Raw genomic sequence first — 18,162 nt, 5'->3', positions numbered from 1 at the left:
CATGGTCATCCAGATCCTGCTCATCGTGGCCGTCATCGGCCTGCTGCTGAGCTTCCTGCGCCACCACGGCAAGAGCCGCACCGCGGCCAGCGTGAAGATCGGCTTCGCGCTGTTCATGGTGTTCGGCGTGCTCGCGGTGCTGGTGCCCTCGGCGACCAGCGCCCTGGCGAACTTCGTGGGCGTCGGCCGAGGCACCGACCTGCTGCTCTACGGCACGGTGGTGGCCTTCGGCTTCGCCACCATCAACACCTACCTGCGCTTCAAGGAGCTGGAGCACCGCTACGCCAAGCTGGTGCGGGCGATGGCGATCCAGAGCGTCGAGCGGCCGGAGGACCGGCCCGCGGCCTGAGCCGCTAGCCGCGGAAGTACTCGACGGTCCTGCGCACGCCCTCGGCGATGTCGACCTCGGGCTTCCAGCCCAGCTCGCGGCGCGCGGCCGAGGAGTCCAGCGCGGAGGCGCGCAGGTCGCCCAGGCGCGCCGGGGCGTGCTCGGGGGTGTCGGGGGCGCCCGCCGCCCGCGCGACCAGGGTGTGCAGCTCGCGGTCGGAGACCTGCACGCCGGTGCCGATGTTGTAGCGGGTCGCCCCGCCCGCCTCGCCGGCGGCGGCCAGGAAGGCGGCCACCACGTCGTCCACGTAGACGTAGTCGCGGGTGTTGCCGCCGTCGCCGAAGACCCTCGTCGCCCCGCCCGCGAGCAGCGCCTTGGCGAAGATCGCCACCACGCCCGCCTCGCCGTCGGGGTCCTGGCGGGGGCCGTAGACGTTGGCCAGCGCCAGGTGGGTGCAGTCCATGCCGTAGAGCTGGCGGTAGGTGTTGAGGAAGATCTCGCCGCTGACCTTGCTGGCCGCGTACGGCGACTTCGGGTTGACCGGCACGTCCTCGGCGACCGGCAGCACGTCCGGGGTGCCGTAGATGGAGCCGCCGGAGGAGGCGAAGACCACCTTGCGCACCCCGGCGGAGCGGGCGGCTTCGGCGAGGTTGACCGTGCCCAGCACGTTCTGCGTGACGTCGAGCACGGGCTCGGCGACGCTGACCCGCACGTCGATCTGCGCGGCGAGGTGGAAGACCACCTCGGGGGCGGTTTCGGCGAGCACGGCGGCCAGCTCGGGGGAGGTCACGTCGGTCTCGTGCACGGTGACGCGCCCACCGGCCAGCGCGCCCGCCAGGTTCTCCCGGCGGCCCCTGGCGAAGGTGTCGACCACGGCGACCTCGTGGCCGTCGGCGACGAGCCGGTCGACCAGGGTGGACCCGATGAAGCCGGCACCGCCGGTCACGAGAGCGCGCATGCGCCCATCTTGCCCGCTCAGGCCCCCGAGCCCCGGAAGTACCCCAGCAGGTCCACGGCGACGTGGGTGCGCCCGGCGCTGTTGTAGACGGTGACCAGGTCAGCGGGGCGCACGCCGAGGGCGAGGGTGCCCGAGACCGTGCGCCCGGTGGGCGCGCTCAGCGCGATCACGTCGGGGCGGGGCGCGCGGGCGTCGGCCCAGAGGGTGAGGGCGGTGTGGTCGGTGGGGGCGATGGCGGTGACGCCCAGCACCACGCCGGTGGCGTCGGCGGGGATCGAGCCAGCGACCGAGAACGCCGCCCGCGAGCGCGGCGGGATGGGCAGGCCGGGCAGGCCGCTGGGGTAGTCGTCGCGGCTGTCGTACTCGCGGAGCGGGGTGCGCGCCACGTAGGCCGACCCGCCCGCGGCGGTGTAGAAGCCGACGATGTCCACCACGGCGTCGACGGTGCCGGTGTGCTGGTAGAGCGAGACAGATCGGTCGGCGCCGAGTCCGACGACGGCGAAGTGGGTCCTCGGCTCGTCCGCCGACAGCGGCAGGCCGCCGATGCTCGGCCGGGCCGCGCCCTTGGGGAAGGCGGTCAGGTGGGTGGCCGCGGTGCCCTCCGCGGTGATCGACACCGCGACCGCGACCGCGTCGGGGGGCACGTGCTCGGCGAAGCCGACATGGCGGGTGCCCTTGGCGGGGATCGTGGTGCTCGCGGCCCGCACGGGGGTGATCCCGTGGAAGCCCGCGCCGGTGTCCGGCTGGTAGTAGCCCGCGAGGTCGGCGATGACGTTGACCTGGCCCGCGCTGTTGTGCACGTCGACCGCCCGCGTCCCGGCGAGGCCGATGGTGACCTGGGCGGAGCGGCCCTCGCCCGCGCGCAGGTGCAGCTGCGGGCCGGAGCGGGGGGTGCCCACCGCGTACGGGGTGACGGTGGTGCCGGTGCCCGCGCTGACGGTCAGGGTGAGGACGACGGCGGTCGCGTCGGCGGGCACCCGGTCGCCGAGGACGATCCGGGTGGTGGCGCCGGGGCCGACCGGGGTGGCCGAGCGGGTGTCGTGCAGGCGGACCGGGGTCGCCGCGGTGAAGCGGCCCGGCCGGTACTCCGGCCCGGTGGCCGCGGCGGCGGTCACCGGGAGCGCCCCGGCCACCACCACCGCGGTGACAGCGATTCCGCAGGTCAGTGCGCGCATGTGGCTAGCTCCTGTGACCGGGCCGGCGAGTGCGTGAACGATATCCCGGCGTCCACTGTTCGGGAACCGTTTCGGCGCATTCGGGCTCACCCCGGGGCCAGTAGCATCGCCGGTGGCCGCGGATCGCCCGCGGGGGGAACGGCGGTGGGGCGCGTGGCGCGGGTCGTGGTGGTCGGCGGCGGCATCCTGGGGCTGGCGACGGCCTGGGAGCTGACCTCGCGGGGGCACCGGGTGACGGTGCTGGAGAAGGAGACCGGCTGGGCGCGGCACCAGACCGGCCACAACTCCAACGTCGTGCACGCTGGCCTGTACTACAAGCCGGGCTCGTTCAAGGCCAGGATGTCGGTGGCGGGCAACCGGTCCATTGTGGAGTTCGCGGAGGCCAACGGCGTCCCGGTGTCGGTGTGCGGCAAGCTGGTCGTGGCGACCTCGGAGGACGAACTGCCGGGCCTGCGCGAGCTGGCCGCGCGCGCCGAGGCCAACGGCGTCCCCGCGAAGATGATCTCCCCCGAGGAGGCCCGCGAGCACGAGCCCGAGGTGGCGTGCGTGGCAGCGCTGCGGGTGCGGAGCACCGGGATCATCTCCTTCCCCGGCGTGTGCGCGGCGCTGGTCCGGCTGCTCACCGAGGCGGGCGCCGAGCTGCTGCTGGGCACCGAGGTGCTGGGCATCCGGCAGGCGGGTGCCGGGGTCGAGGTGGCCACCGGCTCGGCGGTGCTGCGCGCGGACGCGCTGGTCAACTGCGCCGGGCTGCACAGCGACCGGGTCGCGCGGCTGGCGGGGCTGCGCCCGGCGGCCAGGATCGTGCCGTTCCGCGGGGAGTACTACGAGCTGCGCCCGTCGGCGGCGGGCCTGGTGCGCGGGCTGATCTACCCGGTGCCGGACCCGACGCTGCCGTTCCTGGGCGTGCACCTGACCCGCATGCTCGACGGCTCGGTGCACGCCGGTCCGAACGCGGTGCTGGCGCTGAGCCGCGAGGGCTACCGCTGGCGCGACGTCTCCGCCCGGGACCTGGCCGAGGTGCTGGGCTTCCCGGGGACGTGGAAGCTCGCGCGCGAGTACGCCTTCCCCGTCGGCTATGACGAGGTGCGCCGCTCGCTGAGCCGCAAGCGCTTCGCCGCGAGCCTGGCCAAGCTGGTCCCCGCGGTCACCGCCGAGGACATCGTCGCGGCGGGCTCGGGCGTGCGGGCGCAGGCGATGCTGCCCGACGGCACCCTGCTGCAGGACTTCCTGATCGAGTCCGCGCCGCACCAGGTGCACGTGCTCAACGCGCCGTCCCCGGCGGCCACGTGCGCCCTGGAGATCGGGCGGCACGTGGCCGACCAGGTCGGCGTGTAGGTCAGACCGGGCGCAGGACTTCCAGGCCGAGGAACGGGCGCAGCGCCTCGGGCACCACGACCGAGCCGTCGGCCTGCTGGTGGTTCTCCAGGATCGCCACGATCCAGCGGGTCGTGGCCAGCGTGCCGTTGAGGGTGGCGGCGACCTGCGGCTTGTTGTTCTCGTCGCGGTAGCGCACCGACAGGCGGCGGGCCTGGAAGGTCGTGCAGTTCGATGTGGACGTCAGCTCGCGGTAGGCGCCCTGCGTCGGCACCCAGGCCTCGCAGTCGAACTTGCGCGCCGCGCTGGAGCCGAGGTCGCCGGTCGCGGTGTCGATGATCCGGTACGGCACGTCGATCTTGGCGAGCATCTCCTTCTCCCAGTCCAGCAGCCGCTGGTGCTCGGCCTCGGCGTCCTCGGGCCTGCAGTAGGAGAACATCTCGATCTTGTCGAACTGGTGCACGCGGATGATGCCGCGGGTGTCCTTGCCGTAGGAGCCCGCCTCGCGGCGGAAGCAGGTCGACCAGCCCGCGTAGCGCTTGGGCTCGCGCAGGTCGATGATCTCGTCGGCGTGGTAGCCGGCGAGCGCGACCTCGGAGGTGCCGACCAGGTAGAGGTCGTCCTCCTCCAGCCGGTAGATCTCGCTGGCGTGCGCGCCGAGGAAGCCGGTGCCCGCCATGATCTCCGGGCGCACCAGCACCGGCGGCACCATGAGCGTGAAGCCCGCCGCGGTCGCCTGGGCGGCGGCCATGTTCAGCAGCGCGAGCTGTAGCTGCGCGCCGACCCCGGTGAGGAAGTAGAACCGCGAGCCCGACACCTTCGCGCCGCGCTCCATGTCGAGCGCGCCGAGGCGCAGACCGAGGTCGAGGTGGTCCAGCGGGGTGAAGTCGAACTCCCGCGGCTGCCCGACCGTCTCCAGCACGGTGTAGTCGTCCTCGCCGCCGACGGGCGCGGCCGGGTGCACGACGTTGGACAGGGCGCGGTGGCCCGCCTCGAACGCCGTCTCGGCCTCGCCCTGCTCGGCCTCGGCGGCCTTGACCTCGGCGGCCAGTTCCTTGCCCTTGACGATGAGCGCCTCGCGCTCCTCGCCCCTGGCCTTGCCGACGAGCTTGCCGAACTGGCGCTGCTCGGCCCGCAGGGTGTCCGCGCGGGAGATCGCGGAGCGGCGCCGCTCGTCGGCCGACAGCAGGGCGTCGACGGCCGCCGGGTCGTCGCCGCGGGCGCGCTGCGAGGCGCGCACGGTCTCCGGGTCTTCGCGCAGAACCTTGAGGTCAATCACAGTGGGTGAGGGTAGTCCCCTGTGCTGACAGCTGTCCTACGAGATAGCCGTCCTACGAGATAGGCGTCCTGTGGGGGCCGGCGTCTAGGAGATGGCGACCGCGACGATCAGACCGAGCGCGATGTGCACGGCGGCGACCACGACGCTGGCCGGGGCGAAGCGGTCGTCCTCCATGGTGCTGCCGACGTCGAGCTTGGTCACCCACTCCAGGGTCCGCACGGCCAGCACCTGCACGATGATGCCCAGCAGGCCGAAGACGACCGAGGTGATCAGGCCCGCGGTGAGGTCGCTGGCCGAGAAGAAGATCGCCACGACGATGATCAGCGCCATGCTGACCATGCCGGAGGCGGTCACGATCACCGCGTTCGGCTTGCCGGAGCGCACCAGCTCGGACAGCTTGCCCGGGGTGGTCCAGTCGATGGCGTAGAAGCCGATCAGCATGAGGACCAGGCCGACGATGGCGTACAGCACGATCGCGCCGATGCCGCGGGCCAGGTCCGCGCCGAAGTTCTCGGGCAGCGCCATCACGGTCGCCGCGGCGAGGTTGCTGGTCACAGGGGTCCTCCGTGCTACTCGGGTACTACAGGGTTCGCGGGGAAGCGGGGTCTAGCCGCTGGTGATTCTGTGCGGGACGAAGGCCGCGCCGTCGTCGGTGACCAGGCCGGCGGTCTCCCGGATGCCCAGACCCGCGGCGTGGTCGCCGACAATCCACGCCCCCAGCGCGGGGCGGTAGCCGTCGAACTCGGGCAGCGGGTCGAAGGCCTGGTAGATGAAGCCCTCCTCGCCGTAGACACCGCCCGTGCTGGTCTCGTAGCCCGGGGCGACGATCTGCACGTTGGCGCCCTCGCGGCCGAGCTTGGGCTTGCGGACGTACTCGGTGAGGATGCCCGGCTGGTCGAGGAAGGCGGGCAGCAGATTCGGGTGGCCGGGGTACATCTCCCACAGCACGGCCAGGATCGCCTTGTTGGACAGCAGCATCTTCCACAGCGGCTCGACCCACAGCGTCGCGGGCAGCGACTCGACCACCTTGCGGCCGAAGTCGTCGCCGACGGCCCACTCCCACGGGTAGAGCTTGACCACGGTGGACATCATCGAGTCGGACAGGTCGACGAAGCGCTCCAGCTCGGTGTCCCAGCCGATCTCCTCGATGGCCAGGCCGATGGTGTCCAGGCCCGCCTCGGCGGCGGTCTCCTGCAGGTAGGCGGTGGTGATGTGGTCCTCGCCGCTGGGGTCGGCGCCCGACCAGGTGAAGTGCACCTCGCGGGAGGCCAGCTGACCGGCCACCTCGGTCCAGCGCTCGACCAGCTTCTCGTGCAGCGAGTTCCACTGGTCGTCGTCGGGGAAGACCTCGGTCTTCCAGAACCACTGCACGACCGCGGCCTCCAGCAGCGAGGTCGGCGTGTCGGCGTTGTACTCCAGCAGCTTGGCCGGGCCGGAGCCGTCGTAGCGCAGGTCGAAGCGGCCGTAGACGTGCGGGTCGTGGCGCTTCCACGACTCGGCGATGTGCGGCCAGGCCCACTCGGGGATGCCGAAGTCGCGGTAGCGCTCCATCAGGATGACGTTCTCGACGGCGTCCAGGCACATCGAGTGCAGCAGCTCCACATCGGCCTCGATGGACAGGATCTCGTCCATCTCGAACACATAGTGGACGGACTCGTCCCAGTACGGCCGCGAGCCGCCGTCGCCGTAGCGCGCGGGCAGGCCGAAGACCAGCCCCTGCGACTCGACCTTGGCGCGCCAGTCCGGCCTGGGCCGGGACCGCTCACGACGCACGTCAGCTGCCCCCGCTCTTCCCGCTGCCGCCGACGCCTAGCCCGCCGCGCTGGACGGTCTTGCCGCTGTTGGTCTTGACGGTGGTGTCCGAGGACGGCTTGGCGTAGGAGCCGCCGCTCACCCGCTGGCCGACGGTGCCGGAGCCGCCGTAGTTGTAGCGGTAGGACGTCCCGCCGATGAAGATGAAGCCGCCGCTGGTGTAGCCGCCGTTGCTGCGCGCGTAGCTGTCGTCGCAGTAGTCGTCGTCAACGATCACGCCGCTCTCGTCGACGCACTGGGCTGTGACTTCGTCGGGCTGCGATGCGGCGTACATCACGGCGATGAGAGCCACCACACCGACGGTGACGCCGGTGCCGATGAGGATGCGCTTGCGCTTCTTGGCCTTCTCCTCGGCCTCGGCGGCGGCGCGGTACTCGGCGTCGCGGGCCCGGCGCTGGGCCTCCTGCCGGGCCCGGCGCTCGGCCAGGCTCGGCTCGCGGCGGGCCGTGGAGCTGGGGTCCTGGTAGTTGATGGACCCCGGCCTGCGGGCAGGCGCGTCGGCGGGCGGGCTGTTGCCGTCGTCGGGCTCGGGCGCCTGGTACGGCGGCGGCCTGTCGTTGTCAGTCATGAACCACTCCCAAGCGCGCACACTAGTCGAGACCAGCACCGACGTCGCGGGATTGGCCCGATCGCAATCAACGTGGCGACCATTTCACTCCCGCGGGCCGCTGCCCGTCGCCGGACACGGCATCATGGAGTAGATGTCTGGACGCGGTGGCTGGTTTCGCCTGGCCGAGAAAATGCGCACCCGGCTGCTGATGATCGCAGTCTGCGCCGGGGCGGTCTTCGTGCTGCTCACCAGCATGGCGCTGTCCTGGCCGGTGACCCCCGGCGGCGGCCGGGCCGAAGCCGGCCCCACCCCGGATGACCTGCGCGAACAGGCTCTGGACTCACCCGCGGGCAGCTGCCTGACCTGGACGGCCCCGGACGGCTCGGACATGCGCAGGGTGGACTGCGCCGAGCCGCACCTGTTCGAGGTCACCAGCAACATCGACATCACCGCCGAGTTCGGCGAGGACGCCCCGCCGCCCGAGGTCGCCCGCTGGCAGGAACTCGCCGTGCAGAAGTGCACACCCGGCGTCACCGACTACCTCGGCGGCACCCTCGACCCGCACGGCCGCTACAAGGCCAACGCCCTCAAACCGAGTCCCGCCCAGTGGGAGGACGGCGACCGCAAGCTCCGCTGCGGCGTGCAGACGGCCAGCCGCAGCGGCGCGCTGCTGCCCACCACCGGCTCGGCCGCGGGCCAGGACCAGTCCGGCATCCACGAGCCCGGCACCTGCCTGGCCCTGGACGGCCAGACCATCGGCGACCCCGTCCCCTGCGAGGAGCCGCACGCGGTCGAGATCGTCGGCAACGTCGACCTGGCCAAGGCCTTCCCCGGCGACTTCCCCGCCGAGGACAAGCAGATCGAGAAGGCCATCGAACTCTGCGAAGCGGTCACCAAGGAGTACACCAACGGCGTCGACCTCTCCAAGAAGGGCCTGATCCCCTACCCGGACGCCCTCAAGGAGGAGAGCTGGGCGGCGGGCTCCCGCAAGGTCGACTGCAAGGTGGCCGCCAAGCTCAAGGACGACACCGGCCTGGCCCCGGTCACCGGCAGCGTCCGCGGCAACAAGCCCACCACCACCAAGCCCTCCCCCACCGCACCCCCCACCACCACACCGAGCCGCTGATGCCGGTCGAGATGACCAAGACCCGCTTCGAGGAACTGGTCGCCGACGCCCTCGACCTGATCCCGGAGACCTTCCAGACCGCGATGGACAACGTCGTCGTCCTGGTCGAGGACCGCGACCCCGAGGAACCGACCCTGCTCGGCCTCTACCACGGCACCGCCCTGACCGAGCGGACGTGGGAGTACGGCGGCGACCTGCCGGACCGCATCTTCATCTACCGCGAGGCGATCCTGGACATCTGCGAGTCCGAAGAGGATGTGGTGGACGAGGTCGCCATCACCGTCGTCCACGAGATCGCCCACCACTTCGGCATCGACGACGACCGCCTGCACGAACTCGGCTGGGGCTGACCCGGCCAGCGCAGTTCACTGCAGTTCCACACGACCCTATTCTTGACCCTGAGTGTCGTCGGCCTCTGTCATCATACTTTCGTGGGTACTTCTCCTCGGCGACATCTGGCCATGTTGTCAACTATGCGTAATGCCTACGGCGCATCAGCTGACGAACCCGTGGTTGACGGATATCCGAATGTCCACCACCTGTTGGCCGCGCAGGACGGGGTTCGCATCTCGCTGTCCAGCGGCATCAATCTGACCAAGAAGGTAGGCGCCACTGACGGCCCCCGCCGTCCCGTCCTAGTGCTGCGGTCCAGCCCATGGAAAGCCGGCCAGGAATCCACTCCCTGGCACGACGTATACGACCTGGACAACGGTTACGTGCGCTACTACGGGGACCACAAGGTCGATGATGGCCTGGCGTTCGGCAGTTCTCGAGGCAATGCAGCTCTGGCTGAGACTCGCACCGCCCACGGCGGGGTGACACCAGACGAACGACTCCAGGCAGTTCCATTGCTACTGCTGCGATCGGTGACGGTCGGCAAGGTCGTCAAAGGGCACGTGGAATTCTGCGGGCTCGCCGTCATGGAACGTCTTGAGTACGTCGTCCAGCGTGATCCGAGGAGCAGCCGGTCCTTCGCGAACTTTGCGTTCGACCTGGCCGTTCTGAACTTGGCCGAAGATGGCGACCAGCTTGATCTCCGATGGTTGGACGATCGCCGCGACACCTCCCTGTCGAGTGCGGAGACCCTGCGGTTCGCGCCGAAGGCGTGGCGAGAATGGATTGAGTTGGGGGAACCTGCCTTACCTCGGCTTCGCCGACGCGTCGCGACGAGCAAAGTGCGCACGGCTGCCGAACAACGACCGACGCCCGGGTCAGCCGAAGATCGTCTGCTCGGGAAGATCTACCAGCACTTCGACCGCAACAAGCACCAGTTCGAACTCCTGGCCTCGCAGGTGGCCGGCAGCCTGCTGCGCAGCAGGGGTGGTGTCTACCACGAAGGATGGGTGACCCGGGGGTCCGGCGACGGTGGTGCCGACTTCGTCGGCAGGCTCGATGCCGGTGGTGGTGATGCGATGGTCCGTCTCGTCGTCCTCGGCCAAGCCAAGTGCATACTCCCCACGAACTCGGTCAGCGCGGAGCAGATCGCGCGAGTGGTGGCACGCCTGCGCCGGGGCTGGATCGGTGTCTACGTCACCACTGGCGTCTTCAGCCGCGCAGCTCAGTTGGAAATCATCGAGGACCAGTACCCGATCCTGCTCATCGATGGCAGGCACCTCAGCGACGAGGTGCGCCGGATGTCCTTCATCAGCCATGGCGGTGACGTGGACGCCCTTCTGGACGACATCAGCGCGACCTACGCGTCCAAGATCAGCGCTCGACGCCCTGAGGAGATCGTGATGATGTGAGCGTGCAGCCCCGGCAGCATGGAGCTGCCGGGGCTGCACGTCTTGCGCGCGAACCGCTGCGCGGCTCAGCCCTTGACGCAGACGACCTGCTTGAGCTTCGCGACGACCTCGACCAGGTCGGACTGGTCGCGGATCACCTCATCGATGTCCTTGTACGCCGCCGGGATCTCGTCCACGACGCCGGAGTCCTTACGGCACTCGACGCCCTGGGTCTGGGCGGCGAGGTCGCGGGCGGAGAACTGCTTGCGGGCCTTGGTGCGGGACATGCGCCGGCCCGCGCCGTGGGAGGCGGACTCGAAGGAGTCCGGGTTGCCGAGGCCGCGGACGATGTAGGAGCCGGTGCCCATCGAGCCCGGGATGATGCCCAGGTCGCCGAGGCCGGCGCGGATGGCGCCCTTGCGGGTGACCAGGACCTCCTCTCCGAAGTGGACTTCCTCGGCCACGTAGTTGTGGTGCACCGAGATCGGCTCGTCGAACGTGGTGGTCGGGAAGTGCGTGAGCAGTGCGTCGCTGACCAGGCGGAGCATGACGGCGCGGTTGCGGCGGGCGTAGTCCTGGGCCCAGAACAGGTCGCGGCGGTAGGCGGTCATCTCGGCGGTGCCCGCGAGGAAGACGGCGAGGTCGCGGTCGGGGAGTTCGGCGTTGTGGGTCAGGTCGCGGGCGACGGCGATGTGGTGCTGGGCGAGGATGTTGCCGACGCCGCGCGAGCCCGAGTGCAGCATCAGCCAGACCTGGCCGGTCGTGTCCAGGCAGACTTCGACGAAGTGGTTTCCGCCGCCGAGCGTGCCCATCTGGTTGACCGCGCGCGAGCGGTCGAGCTTGGTGGTGTCGGTCAGGCCGTCGAAGCTCTTCCAGAACGCGCCCCAGTCGCCCGCGTCGCGGCCGTCGAAGGCCGCGTCGCGGTGCATGGCGAAGCCGACCGGCACCGCCGCCTCGATGGCGGCGCGCAGCGGGGCCAGGCTGGCGGGCAGGTCCTCGGCGGTCAGCGACGTGCGCACCGCTGTCATGCCGCAGCCGATGTCGACGCCGACCGCGGCCGGGGACACAGCCTCGCGCATGGCGATGACCGAGCCGACCGTGGCGCCCTTGCCGTAGTGCACGTCCGGCATGACGGCGACGTGCTTGAAGGTCCACGGCAGCGCAGCGATGTTGTGCAGCTGCCGCATCGCCTGGTCTTCGACCGAGTCCGGTCGGGTCCACAGGCGGATGTCGACGTGCTGCCCCGGGATCGTGGTTGCTGCCATGCCCGGAACAGTAAGCGGGACAAGGGGTTTCAGTCGACCGGTTATCAGATCAGGTGCGCGGCCTTGAGCACCCGCTTGGACGGCCCGCCGACGAGTCCGGCCTCGGCGAGGAAGCCGGTGACCTTCTCGGTCATCCAGCGGCGGGTCTCGCGGTGGTGGGGGTTGGCCAGCGCGGCGGCGCGGCCCTGGCGGGGGTCGATGCCGACGCAGCGGTAGACCCTGGGGTTGACCAGGGCGTCCATCACGCCGAAGGCGGTCAGGGCCAGCAGCCAGCGGTGGGCCTCCAGCTGGGCGCGGTTGAGCTTGGGGACCTCGCGCAGGACCTCCTCGCGGGCGAAGCGGACGTGGCGGGCCTCCTCCACGACGTGGATGCGGTTGACCATGCGGATCAGCGGCTGCATGTCGGGGTCGTCCATGGTGGCGCGCTGGAGGCGGTCGGTGGCCTCCTCGGCGACGAGGACCGCGCCGAACATCGACGGGCCGCCCGCGAGCGCGCCGTAGACCTTGCCCGCGGTGTGGATGGGCTTCACCGGGCCGTAGGCGGGGGCACCGAAGCGGGTGATGGCCTTGGCGAACATGATCGAGTGGCGGGTCTCGTCGCCGATCTCGGTGAGGGCGTACTGGGCGTGCGCCGAGCGCGGGTCCAGGTCGTAGACGTAGCGCACGAGCAGCTGCATCAGCACGATCTCGAACCACAGGCCGACGCTGGCGATGCTGGCGATCTCGTGCTTGGACAGCTCGATGCGCTGCTCCTGGGAGAGCCCGCGCCACAAGTCGGTGCCGTAGAGGGAGACCCGTTCCAGCGGCATGTACGCCTTGCCGTCCTCCAGCGGGGCCGACCAGTCGATGTCGATGTGCGGGTCGTAGCTGCCGCGCGCGGACGCGTCGAGGAGTCGGGACGCGACCAGCTCGGCGTCCTTCGGCTGCAGGGTTCGCGCCATCGCGACCCACCTCCCTGTTACTAGCGGTAACACCTACCCTCGCGTGACGCGGGCCACTTGTCAAGAGCGTCGGGCGGGACCGCGCCGCCGCGGTTAGCGTTTCCGGCATGGCAGGGGACTTCCTCGACACGAGGATCGGCAAGGGGATCGGCAGGATCGTCGACACGGTCATGGACCGGACGATCGTGCCGGGGTACACGAAGATCGGCTTTGCGGTGCGCAGCCGCTTCTGGCCCGCCGACCCGCCGCCGGATGCGCTGGAGGGCTGCACGGCGGTCGTCACGGGTGCGAACTCCGGTCTCGGCAAGGCCGCCGTCGGCGGGCTCGCCGCCTTGGGCGCGACGGTGCACATGGTGGTCCGCGACGCGGCGAAGGGGGCCGCCGCCCGCGACGAGGTCCTCGCCGAGCACCCCGACGCGCACCTGGAGGTCCAGGAGTGCGACGTCTCCGACCTGACCTCGGTGCGCGCGTTCGCCGAGAAGTTCGCCGCCGAGCACGGCAGCCTCGACGTCCTCGTGCACAACGCCGGGACGCTGCCGCCCGAGCGGGCCGAGACCGCCGACGGCAACGAGATCACCCTCGCCACGCACGTGCTCGGACCGTTCCTGCTCACCGCGCTGCTGCGCCCGGCGCTGGCCGCCGCGCGCGGCCGGGTCGTGTTCGTGACCTCGGGCGGCATGTACACCTCCGGCCTGCGCACCGACGACCCGCAGTACGCCGACGGCGAGTACTCGGGCGCGCGCGCCTACGCCAGGACCAAGCGCATGCAGGTCGTGCTGGCCCAGGAGTGGGCCCGGCGGCTCGGCCCGGACGGCGTCGTCGCCCACAGCACCCACCCCGGCTGGGCCGACACCCCCGGGGTCACCGCGTCGCTGCCCGGGTTCAACAAGGTGATGGGCCCGCTGCTGCGCACCCCGGAGCAGGGCGCCGACACCGTCGTCTGGCTGGCCGCGGCGCCGGAGGCGACCCGGCTGACCGGCCGGTTCTGGCACGACCGCAGGCCGCGCCCGACGCACTTCGGGCCGTGGACGAAGGAGACCGCCGACCAGCGCGCGGCGCTGTGGGACCTGTGCGTGGCCAGGACCGGCGTCGAACCGTAAGGTTCCGCTCACCCGGGCGTCCCCCGAGGATGCGAAGGTGACCCGCCGCCCATCCTGGAGGACGCTCGTGAGGAACCTGCTTCTCGCCCCGGTGTTAGCCCTGGTCGCCGGGGCGGTCGTCGCCGCCCCCGCCCAGGCGCACCCGCACCGCGACCCAGTGCGCTTCGCCACCTTCAACGCCTCGCTGAACCGCGCGGCCGAAGGCCAGCTCGTCACCGACCTCTCGACACCGGACAACCCCCAGGCGCGCGAGGTCGCCGAGGTGATCCAGCGGGTCCGCCCGGACGTGCTGCTGATCAACGAGTTCGACCACGCCCCCGCCGCCGTCGACCTCTTCCGCGACAACTACCTGGAGCGCGGCCAGAACGGCGCCCTCCCGATCCACTACCCGTACTCCTTCATCGCGCCGTCGAACACGGGCGTGCCCAGCGGCTTCGACCTCAACCGCGACGGCCGCACCGGCACCGCCGACGACGCGTTCGGCTTCGGCTTCTTCCCCGGCCAGTACGGGATGCTGGTGCTGTCCAAGCACCCCATCGGCACGGCCAGGACCTTCCAGAACTTCCGCTGGAAGGACATGCCCGGCGCGCTGCTGCCCGACGACCCGGCCACCGCCGCCCCGCGCGACTGGTACTCCCCGGAGATCCTCTCGACCTTCCGCCTGTCCTCGAAGTCGCACTGGGACCTGCCGATCCGCATCGGCCGCGACACCGTGCACTTCCTGGTCTCGCACCCGACCCCGCCGGTCTTCGACGGCCCCGAGGACCGCAACGGCACCCGCAACCACGACGAGATCCGCTTCTGGGCCGACTACCTGCACCCGGGCAAGAGCCGCTACATCTACGACGACAAGGGCAGGCGCGGCGGCCTGACCCCGGGCGCGAGGTTCGTCGTCGCGGGCGACCAGAACTCCGACGAGCGCGACGGCGACAGCGTCCCCGGCGCCATCCAGCAGCTGCTCACCGCTCCGCGCGTGCACGACGTGCGCCCGTCCTCGGCGGGCGGCACGGAGGCCGCGGCCCGCCAGGGCGGCGCGAACCTGACCCACAGGAGCGACCCGCGCTTCGACACCGGCGACTTCAACGACGTCACCCCCGGCAACCTGCGCGCCGACTACGTCCTGCCCTCCCGCGGCCTGCGCCCGAACGGCTCCGGCGTCTTCTGGCCGCTGCCCGGCACCCCCTACGACCGCCTCAACGACGCCACCGACCACAAGCTGGTCTGGGTCGATCTGCGGGTGTAGCTGAACCGGGTGACCCCGGTTGCGGGACCGCCGACGCCGACCGACGCTCGAAAAGACGAGCGGAGGTCACATTGAAGCGATGGTGGACCACAACCGGGGTCATCTGCGTGTTCTTGGCCGCGACGGCCATCCCCGCCCAGGCTGCCGAAGAGGTGGCCACCCAGGACGCCGTCCGGGAGGCCGCGCTGGAGCCGGGGGCGGTGGACCCGGAGTACCTGGCCGCCGTCGAGCCCGTGGCGCAGGCCGTGGCCGAGGAGTACGGCATCCCGGCTTCGGTCACGGCCGCGCAGTCGATCCTGGAGTCCGGGTGGGGCGAGAGCAGGCTGGCCGTCGCGCACCGCAACTTCTTCGGGTTCAAGTGCGTGGCAGGCAGGCCGGGGCCGATCGCGTCGGGCTGCCACGAGTACCCGACGACCGAGTGCACCCCCGAGTGCCAGCCCGCGACCGCCGCCTTCCGGGTCTACCCGTCGATGAAGGACTCCTTCCGCGACTACGGGCGGCTGATCAGCACCAGCAAGTACTACGCCCACGCGCTGCCCTTCGCCGACGACGCGAAGGTGTTCATCCGCGAGGTCGCCAAGAGCTACGCGACCGACCCGAAGTACGCGGGCAAGGTGATCCGCCTAATGGACCAGCACGACCTCTACCGGCTCGACAGCCCGGAGTAACCGGGCGGTGCCCTGCGGTGTCCGTACCGAGAAAGACGGGCCATCGGGGCACAAATCTCCGGCAACCGGTATTTCGTGCCGCCCTCCTCGCTCTGTTAGGGGTGAAGTCGCCCTTCTGGCGTAGGAGGAACGGATGTCCTGCACGGTGGTGGAGCCCGCGAGACTCCCACTTCCCCGGATCTCGCGCGAGAACGTCGACGCGTATGTGAGCGCGGCGGGCACCGGCGACGGACGCGCCGTCGACGCGCTGCTGCTGTTCCTGCGCCCGCTGGTGGTGCGCTACTGCCGCAACAAGCTCGGCCGGCTGCCGCGCTCGTTCAGCACCGCCGACGACGTCGCCCAGGAGGTGTGCGTCGCGGTCTACCGGGCGCTGCCGACCTACCAGCAGATGGGCAGGCCGTTCCTGTCGTTCGTCTACGGCATCGCCGCGCACAAGATCGCCGACGTGCACCGGGCCAACGCCCGCGACAAGTCCGACCCGATCGCCGACACCCCCGACCGCGTCAGCGACGACGACGGCCCCGAGGCGCTGACCCTGCGCCGCGAACTGGCCGACCAGACCGCCACGATGCTGTCGATCCTGACCCCGCGCCAGCGCGACATCCTGCAGATGCGCATCGTGATGGGCCTGTCCGCGCACGAGACCGCCCTGGCGCTGGACACCACGGCCGAGGCCATCCGGGTCGCCCAGCACCGGGCGCTGAACCGGCTGCGCAAGACGGCCGTCCGGCCCGGCTAGCCGGGTGCCGGCCGGTACTGGTCGGTGAGCGGGTGCGGCTTGGGGAAGCGGTGCTCGTTGCGGTCGATCTTGGCGTTCGCGGCGGCGAGGAGATCGGCGCCGAGGACGTCGGCCAGGCGGACGAGGTAGAGCAGGACGTCGGCCAGCTCGTCGTCGATGCGGGCGCGGGTGTCCGGGTCGGCGTAGGCGCGGGCGGCTTCCTCGGGGGTGAGCCACTGGAAGATCTCGGTCAGCTCGCCGACCTCGCCGGACAGGGCCATGGCCAGGTTCTTGGGGGTGTGCCAGCGCTGCCACTCGCGGGCGTCGGAGAAGGCGCGCTGGCGGGCGGTGAGGTCGTCCAGGGTCACGGGTCCGTCTTCTTCTTGGAGCGCAGCAGGATCTTGTCCGACTGCGGGACGGCCGTCCCGGCGGACGGCACCTGCTCGACCACGACCCAGTTGCGGTCGGACACCAGCATCCTGCCCTGGCCGGTGGAGTCCTCCTCGGTGAGGTAGTAGAAGCCCGCCGCCTGCAGGGTGTCCTGCGCCTTCTGGTGCTCCATGCCGACGACGTCGGGGATCTCCAGCACTTTGACCGCGTCGCTGGGCGGGGCGAGCGTCGGCACCTCAGGCACGCTCACCGGAGCGCCGGGGCCTGCCGGACTCGAACAGCCCGCGACCGCCAGCACCGCCAGCGCCAGGACCAGCTTCCGGGCGATCACGCGTCGAGGCACGAGACGAAGGCGCGGACGGCGTCGGCGGAGAAGCACAGGACCGGACCGCGTCCACCCTGCTTGCTGTCCCGGATCGCGGTCCACGCACGGCCGTCCGTGGCGAGTTCAACGCAGTTGGACTGGCCGTTGCTGCGACTGCTCTTGCGCCACACGACACCGGTCAGCTTGTCATCGCTCATGGGTACAGCTCCTTCGCTGCCTGTTCGAGACGTGCGGCGCTCTTGCCCTCATTCAAGGCTACAGCCCGGATATCGTGGAAAGCGCGGTCGTAACGGTCGATCTCGTGGGGCTTGTCCAGGTACAGGTCCCCGGTGAATCCATCGACGTAGACGGTGGGCGGCTCGGAGTCGCGCCCGTCGCCGTTGGTCGGGAAGCGCATGATCACGAACGGACCGGACATCACACCGAGGTGCAGCCCGCAGGAGAAGGGGACGACCTGAACGGTGACGTTGGGCAGCTCAGTCAGCTCCCGCGGGCGCGGCACGGTTGAGCCCGTTGTCACGTCCGACACCAGGGTCACCTCGTTTCGACAGTGCCTTGCACCCGATCTGAAAGACTTGGGTGGCTTGTTCCGCAGCGCGAGACTTGATCGCGCAACGTAACGTTGATAGTACCGCCCAGGTGGTTGCAGGTCGGAGCCGACCAAGGTCCACTCTTTTGTGGCAAAGGAATCCCCTCTTGCCACCTACAAATCAGCGAGGGACGGGACATGAACACCACTACCGTGAGTGTCAGCACGTGGGCTCAGGTCGGTGACAGCTGTTAGATCAACTACCGCGTTGTCGACGGCGATGAACTGGAAATGCAGTTCGGCCACTACACCGAGTGCTTCGAGGTCTCCTTCTCCGGCAAGGCGCTCGAACGGCTTGCCGACGCCGCCGCGAACGCGCTGCGGGAGCTTCGGGCGAAAGCGGCCGAGGAGGCTAGTGGTTGAGGCGGACGCCCGCGGCGCGGCGTTGCTGCTTGCGCTCGTAGAGCTTGCTGTCGATCTGGACGATGGCCGGGCCCAGCGCCATGGTGAGCAGCAGGACGAGGGCCAGGACGACGCCGATCCAGACGAGCACTGCGGTGATCATTTCCTACCTCCGTGGGTTCGTTTTCGCTGATCACAGCTTCTCCCGGCGGACCACTCCGGCGGATCGGTCGCGCGGGTGGCGGGGTTCGGCCGTCCGGTCATCGCGGGCGGCGCCGACCCTGGCCGATCGGCCGATGCGCGCGCGCCGGACGG

The 18,162-nt window shown here is 70.7% G+C and carries 23 protein-coding genes; 10 read left to right on the top strand and 13 right to left on the bottom strand.

Going from position 1 to position 18,162, the window contains the following annotated elements; genetic code table 11:
- Position 1: 1 nt before the first annotated feature.
- Complete coding sequence (locus tag ACFPM7_RS26695; RefSeq protein ID WP_378250551.1) at positions 2-349, top strand: DUF2304 domain-containing protein; 348 nt, start codon at positions 2-4, stop codon at positions 347-349.
- 4 nt (positions 350-353) lie between these two features.
- Here ACFPM7_RS26695 and ACFPM7_RS26690 read toward each other — a convergent pair whose 3' ends face one another.
- Entirely contained in the window at positions 354-1,286 is a 933-nt protein-coding gene (locus ACFPM7_RS26690) for an NAD-dependent epimerase/dehydratase family protein (protein WP_378250550.1), read from the bottom strand.
- 17 nt (positions 1,287-1,303) lie between these two features.
- A complete protein-coding gene (locus tag ACFPM7_RS26685; RefSeq protein WP_378250549.1) occupies positions 1,304-2,461 on the bottom strand; it encodes a hypothetical protein in 1,158 nt (385 codons plus the stop codon).
- A gap of 153 nt (positions 2,462-2,614) precedes the next feature.
- Between ACFPM7_RS26685 and lhgO the strand changes: the two genes are divergently transcribed.
- A complete protein-coding gene (lhgO, locus tag ACFPM7_RS26680; protein ID WP_378250548.1) occupies positions 2,615-3,796 on the top strand; it encodes an L-2-hydroxyglutarate oxidase in 1,182 nt (393 codons plus the stop codon).
- Position 3,797: 1 nt separating this feature from the next.
- On the opposite strand, the gene serS is transcribed toward lhgO, so the two are convergent.
- From serS to ACFPM7_RS26660, 4 genes are all read right to left on the bottom strand, one after another.
- On the bottom strand, positions 3,798-5,054 hold the full coding sequence (gene serS, locus ACFPM7_RS26675) for a serine--tRNA ligase (protein ID WP_378250547.1): 1,257 nt from the start codon (positions 5,052-5,054) through the stop codon (positions 3,798-3,800).
- Between the two features lie 84 nt (positions 5,055-5,138).
- Positions 5,139-5,579, bottom strand: a complete 441-nt coding sequence (locus ACFPM7_RS26670; RefSeq protein WP_378250701.1) for a DUF350 domain-containing protein — start codon at positions 5,577-5,579, stop codon at positions 5,139-5,141.
- A gap of 81 nt (positions 5,580-5,660) precedes the next feature.
- Positions 5,661-6,827, bottom strand: a complete 1,167-nt coding sequence (locus ACFPM7_RS26665; protein ID WP_378250546.1) for a glutathionylspermidine synthase family protein — start codon at positions 6,825-6,827, stop codon at positions 5,661-5,663.
- A gap of 1 nt (position 6,828) precedes the next feature.
- Complete coding sequence (locus ACFPM7_RS26660) at positions 6,829-7,434, bottom strand: hypothetical protein (protein ID WP_378250545.1); 606 nt, start codon at positions 7,432-7,434, stop codon at positions 6,829-6,831.
- 133 nt (positions 7,435-7,567) lie between these two features.
- Between ACFPM7_RS26660 and ACFPM7_RS26655 the strand changes: the two genes are divergently transcribed.
- From ACFPM7_RS26655 to ACFPM7_RS26645, 3 genes are all read left to right on the top strand, one after another.
- On the top strand, positions 7,568-8,542 hold the full coding sequence (locus ACFPM7_RS26655; RefSeq protein ID WP_378250544.1) for a septum formation family protein: 975 nt from the start codon (positions 7,568-7,570) through the stop codon (positions 8,540-8,542).
- Positions 8,542-8,892, top strand: coding sequence for a metallopeptidase family protein (locus tag ACFPM7_RS26650; protein ID WP_378250543.1), 351 nt, complete (start codon positions 8,542-8,544; stop codon positions 8,890-8,892). The genes ACFPM7_RS26655 and ACFPM7_RS26650 overlap by 1 nt, the downstream gene beginning before the upstream one ends.
- A 123-nt stretch (positions 8,893-9,015) precedes the next feature.
- Positions 9,016-10,287, top strand: coding sequence for a restriction endonuclease (locus tag ACFPM7_RS26645; RefSeq protein WP_378250542.1), 1,272 nt, complete (start codon positions 9,016-9,018; stop codon positions 10,285-10,287).
- A gap of 65 nt (positions 10,288-10,352) precedes the next feature.
- On the opposite strand, the gene ACFPM7_RS26640 is transcribed toward ACFPM7_RS26645, so the two are convergent.
- Positions 10,353-11,531, bottom strand: coding sequence for an RtcB family protein (locus tag ACFPM7_RS26640; RefSeq protein WP_378250541.1), 1,179 nt, complete (start codon positions 11,529-11,531; stop codon positions 10,353-10,355).
- Positions 11,532-11,575: 44 nt separating this feature from the next.
- Complete coding sequence (locus ACFPM7_RS26635) at positions 11,576-12,472, bottom strand: AurF N-oxygenase family protein (RefSeq protein WP_378250540.1); 897 nt, start codon at positions 12,470-12,472, stop codon at positions 11,576-11,578.
- 107 nt (positions 12,473-12,579) lie between these two features.
- On the opposite strand from ACFPM7_RS26635, the gene ACFPM7_RS26630 reads away from it, so the two are divergent.
- From ACFPM7_RS26630 to shbA, 4 genes are all read left to right on the top strand, one after another.
- Entirely contained in the window at positions 12,580-13,572 is a 993-nt protein-coding gene (locus ACFPM7_RS26630; RefSeq protein ID WP_378250539.1) for an SDR family NAD(P)-dependent oxidoreductase, read from the top strand.
- 67 nt (positions 13,573-13,639) lie between these two features.
- Positions 13,640-14,815: an endonuclease/exonuclease/phosphatase family protein gene (locus ACFPM7_RS26625; protein ID WP_378250538.1), complete on the top strand. Its 1,176-nt coding sequence runs from the start codon at positions 13,640-13,642 to the stop codon at positions 14,813-14,815.
- Between the two features lie 71 nt (positions 14,816-14,886).
- Positions 14,887-15,483, top strand: a complete 597-nt coding sequence (locus ACFPM7_RS26620; protein WP_378250537.1) for a glucosaminidase domain-containing protein — start codon at positions 14,887-14,889, stop codon at positions 15,481-15,483.
- 133 nt (positions 15,484-15,616) lie between these two features.
- Entirely contained in the window at positions 15,617-16,222 is a 606-nt protein-coding gene (shbA, locus tag ACFPM7_RS26615) for an RNA polymerase sigma factor ShbA (protein ID WP_378250536.1), read from the top strand.
- On the opposite strand, the gene ACFPM7_RS26610 is transcribed toward shbA, so the two are convergent.
- From ACFPM7_RS26610 to ACFPM7_RS26595, 4 genes are read right to left on the bottom strand one after another with little or no spacing between them, the layout of a single operon-like run.
- Entirely contained in the window at positions 16,219-16,569 is a 351-nt protein-coding gene (locus ACFPM7_RS26610; RefSeq protein WP_378250535.1) for a nucleotide pyrophosphohydrolase, read from the bottom strand. The genes shbA and ACFPM7_RS26610 overlap by 4 nt on opposite strands.
- Positions 16,566-16,922: a PASTA domain-containing protein gene (locus tag ACFPM7_RS26605; protein ID WP_378250534.1), complete on the bottom strand. Its 357-nt coding sequence runs from the start codon at positions 16,920-16,922 to the stop codon at positions 16,566-16,568. Before ACFPM7_RS26605 ends, ACFPM7_RS26610 begins: the two co-directional genes overlap by 4 nt.
- A complete protein-coding gene (locus ACFPM7_RS26600; protein ID WP_378250533.1) occupies positions 16,919-17,113 on the bottom strand; it encodes a DUF397 domain-containing protein in 195 nt (64 codons plus the stop codon). The genes ACFPM7_RS26605 and ACFPM7_RS26600 overlap by 4 nt, the downstream gene beginning before the upstream one ends.
- Complete coding sequence (locus ACFPM7_RS26595) at positions 17,110-17,445, bottom strand: Scr1 family TA system antitoxin-like transcriptional regulator (RefSeq protein WP_378250532.1); 336 nt, start codon at positions 17,443-17,445, stop codon at positions 17,110-17,112. The genes ACFPM7_RS26600 and ACFPM7_RS26595 overlap by 4 nt, the downstream gene beginning before the upstream one ends.
- 291 nt (positions 17,446-17,736) lie before the next feature.
- On the opposite strand from ACFPM7_RS26595, the gene ACFPM7_RS26590 reads away from it, so the two are divergent.
- Entirely contained in the window at positions 17,737-17,868 is a 132-nt protein-coding gene (locus tag ACFPM7_RS26590) for a hypothetical protein (RefSeq protein ID WP_378250531.1), read from the top strand.
- Here the strand turns inward: ACFPM7_RS26590 and ACFPM7_RS26585 are convergent.
- Positions 17,858-18,010, bottom strand: a complete 153-nt coding sequence (locus tag ACFPM7_RS26585) for a hypothetical protein (protein WP_378250530.1) — start codon at positions 18,008-18,010, stop codon at positions 17,858-17,860. The genes ACFPM7_RS26590 and ACFPM7_RS26585 overlap by 11 nt on opposite strands.
- Positions 18,011-18,162: the final 152 nt, after the last annotated feature.

The sequence above is a fragment of the Actinokineospora guangxiensis genome, from assembly GCF_042657845.1.
Classification (GTDB): domain Bacteria; phylum Actinomycetota; class Actinomycetes; order Mycobacteriales; family Pseudonocardiaceae; genus Actinokineospora; species Actinokineospora guangxiensis.
Note: the sequence above shows the minus strand (reverse complement) of the source record. Positions and strands in the feature narration are given on the sequence as shown.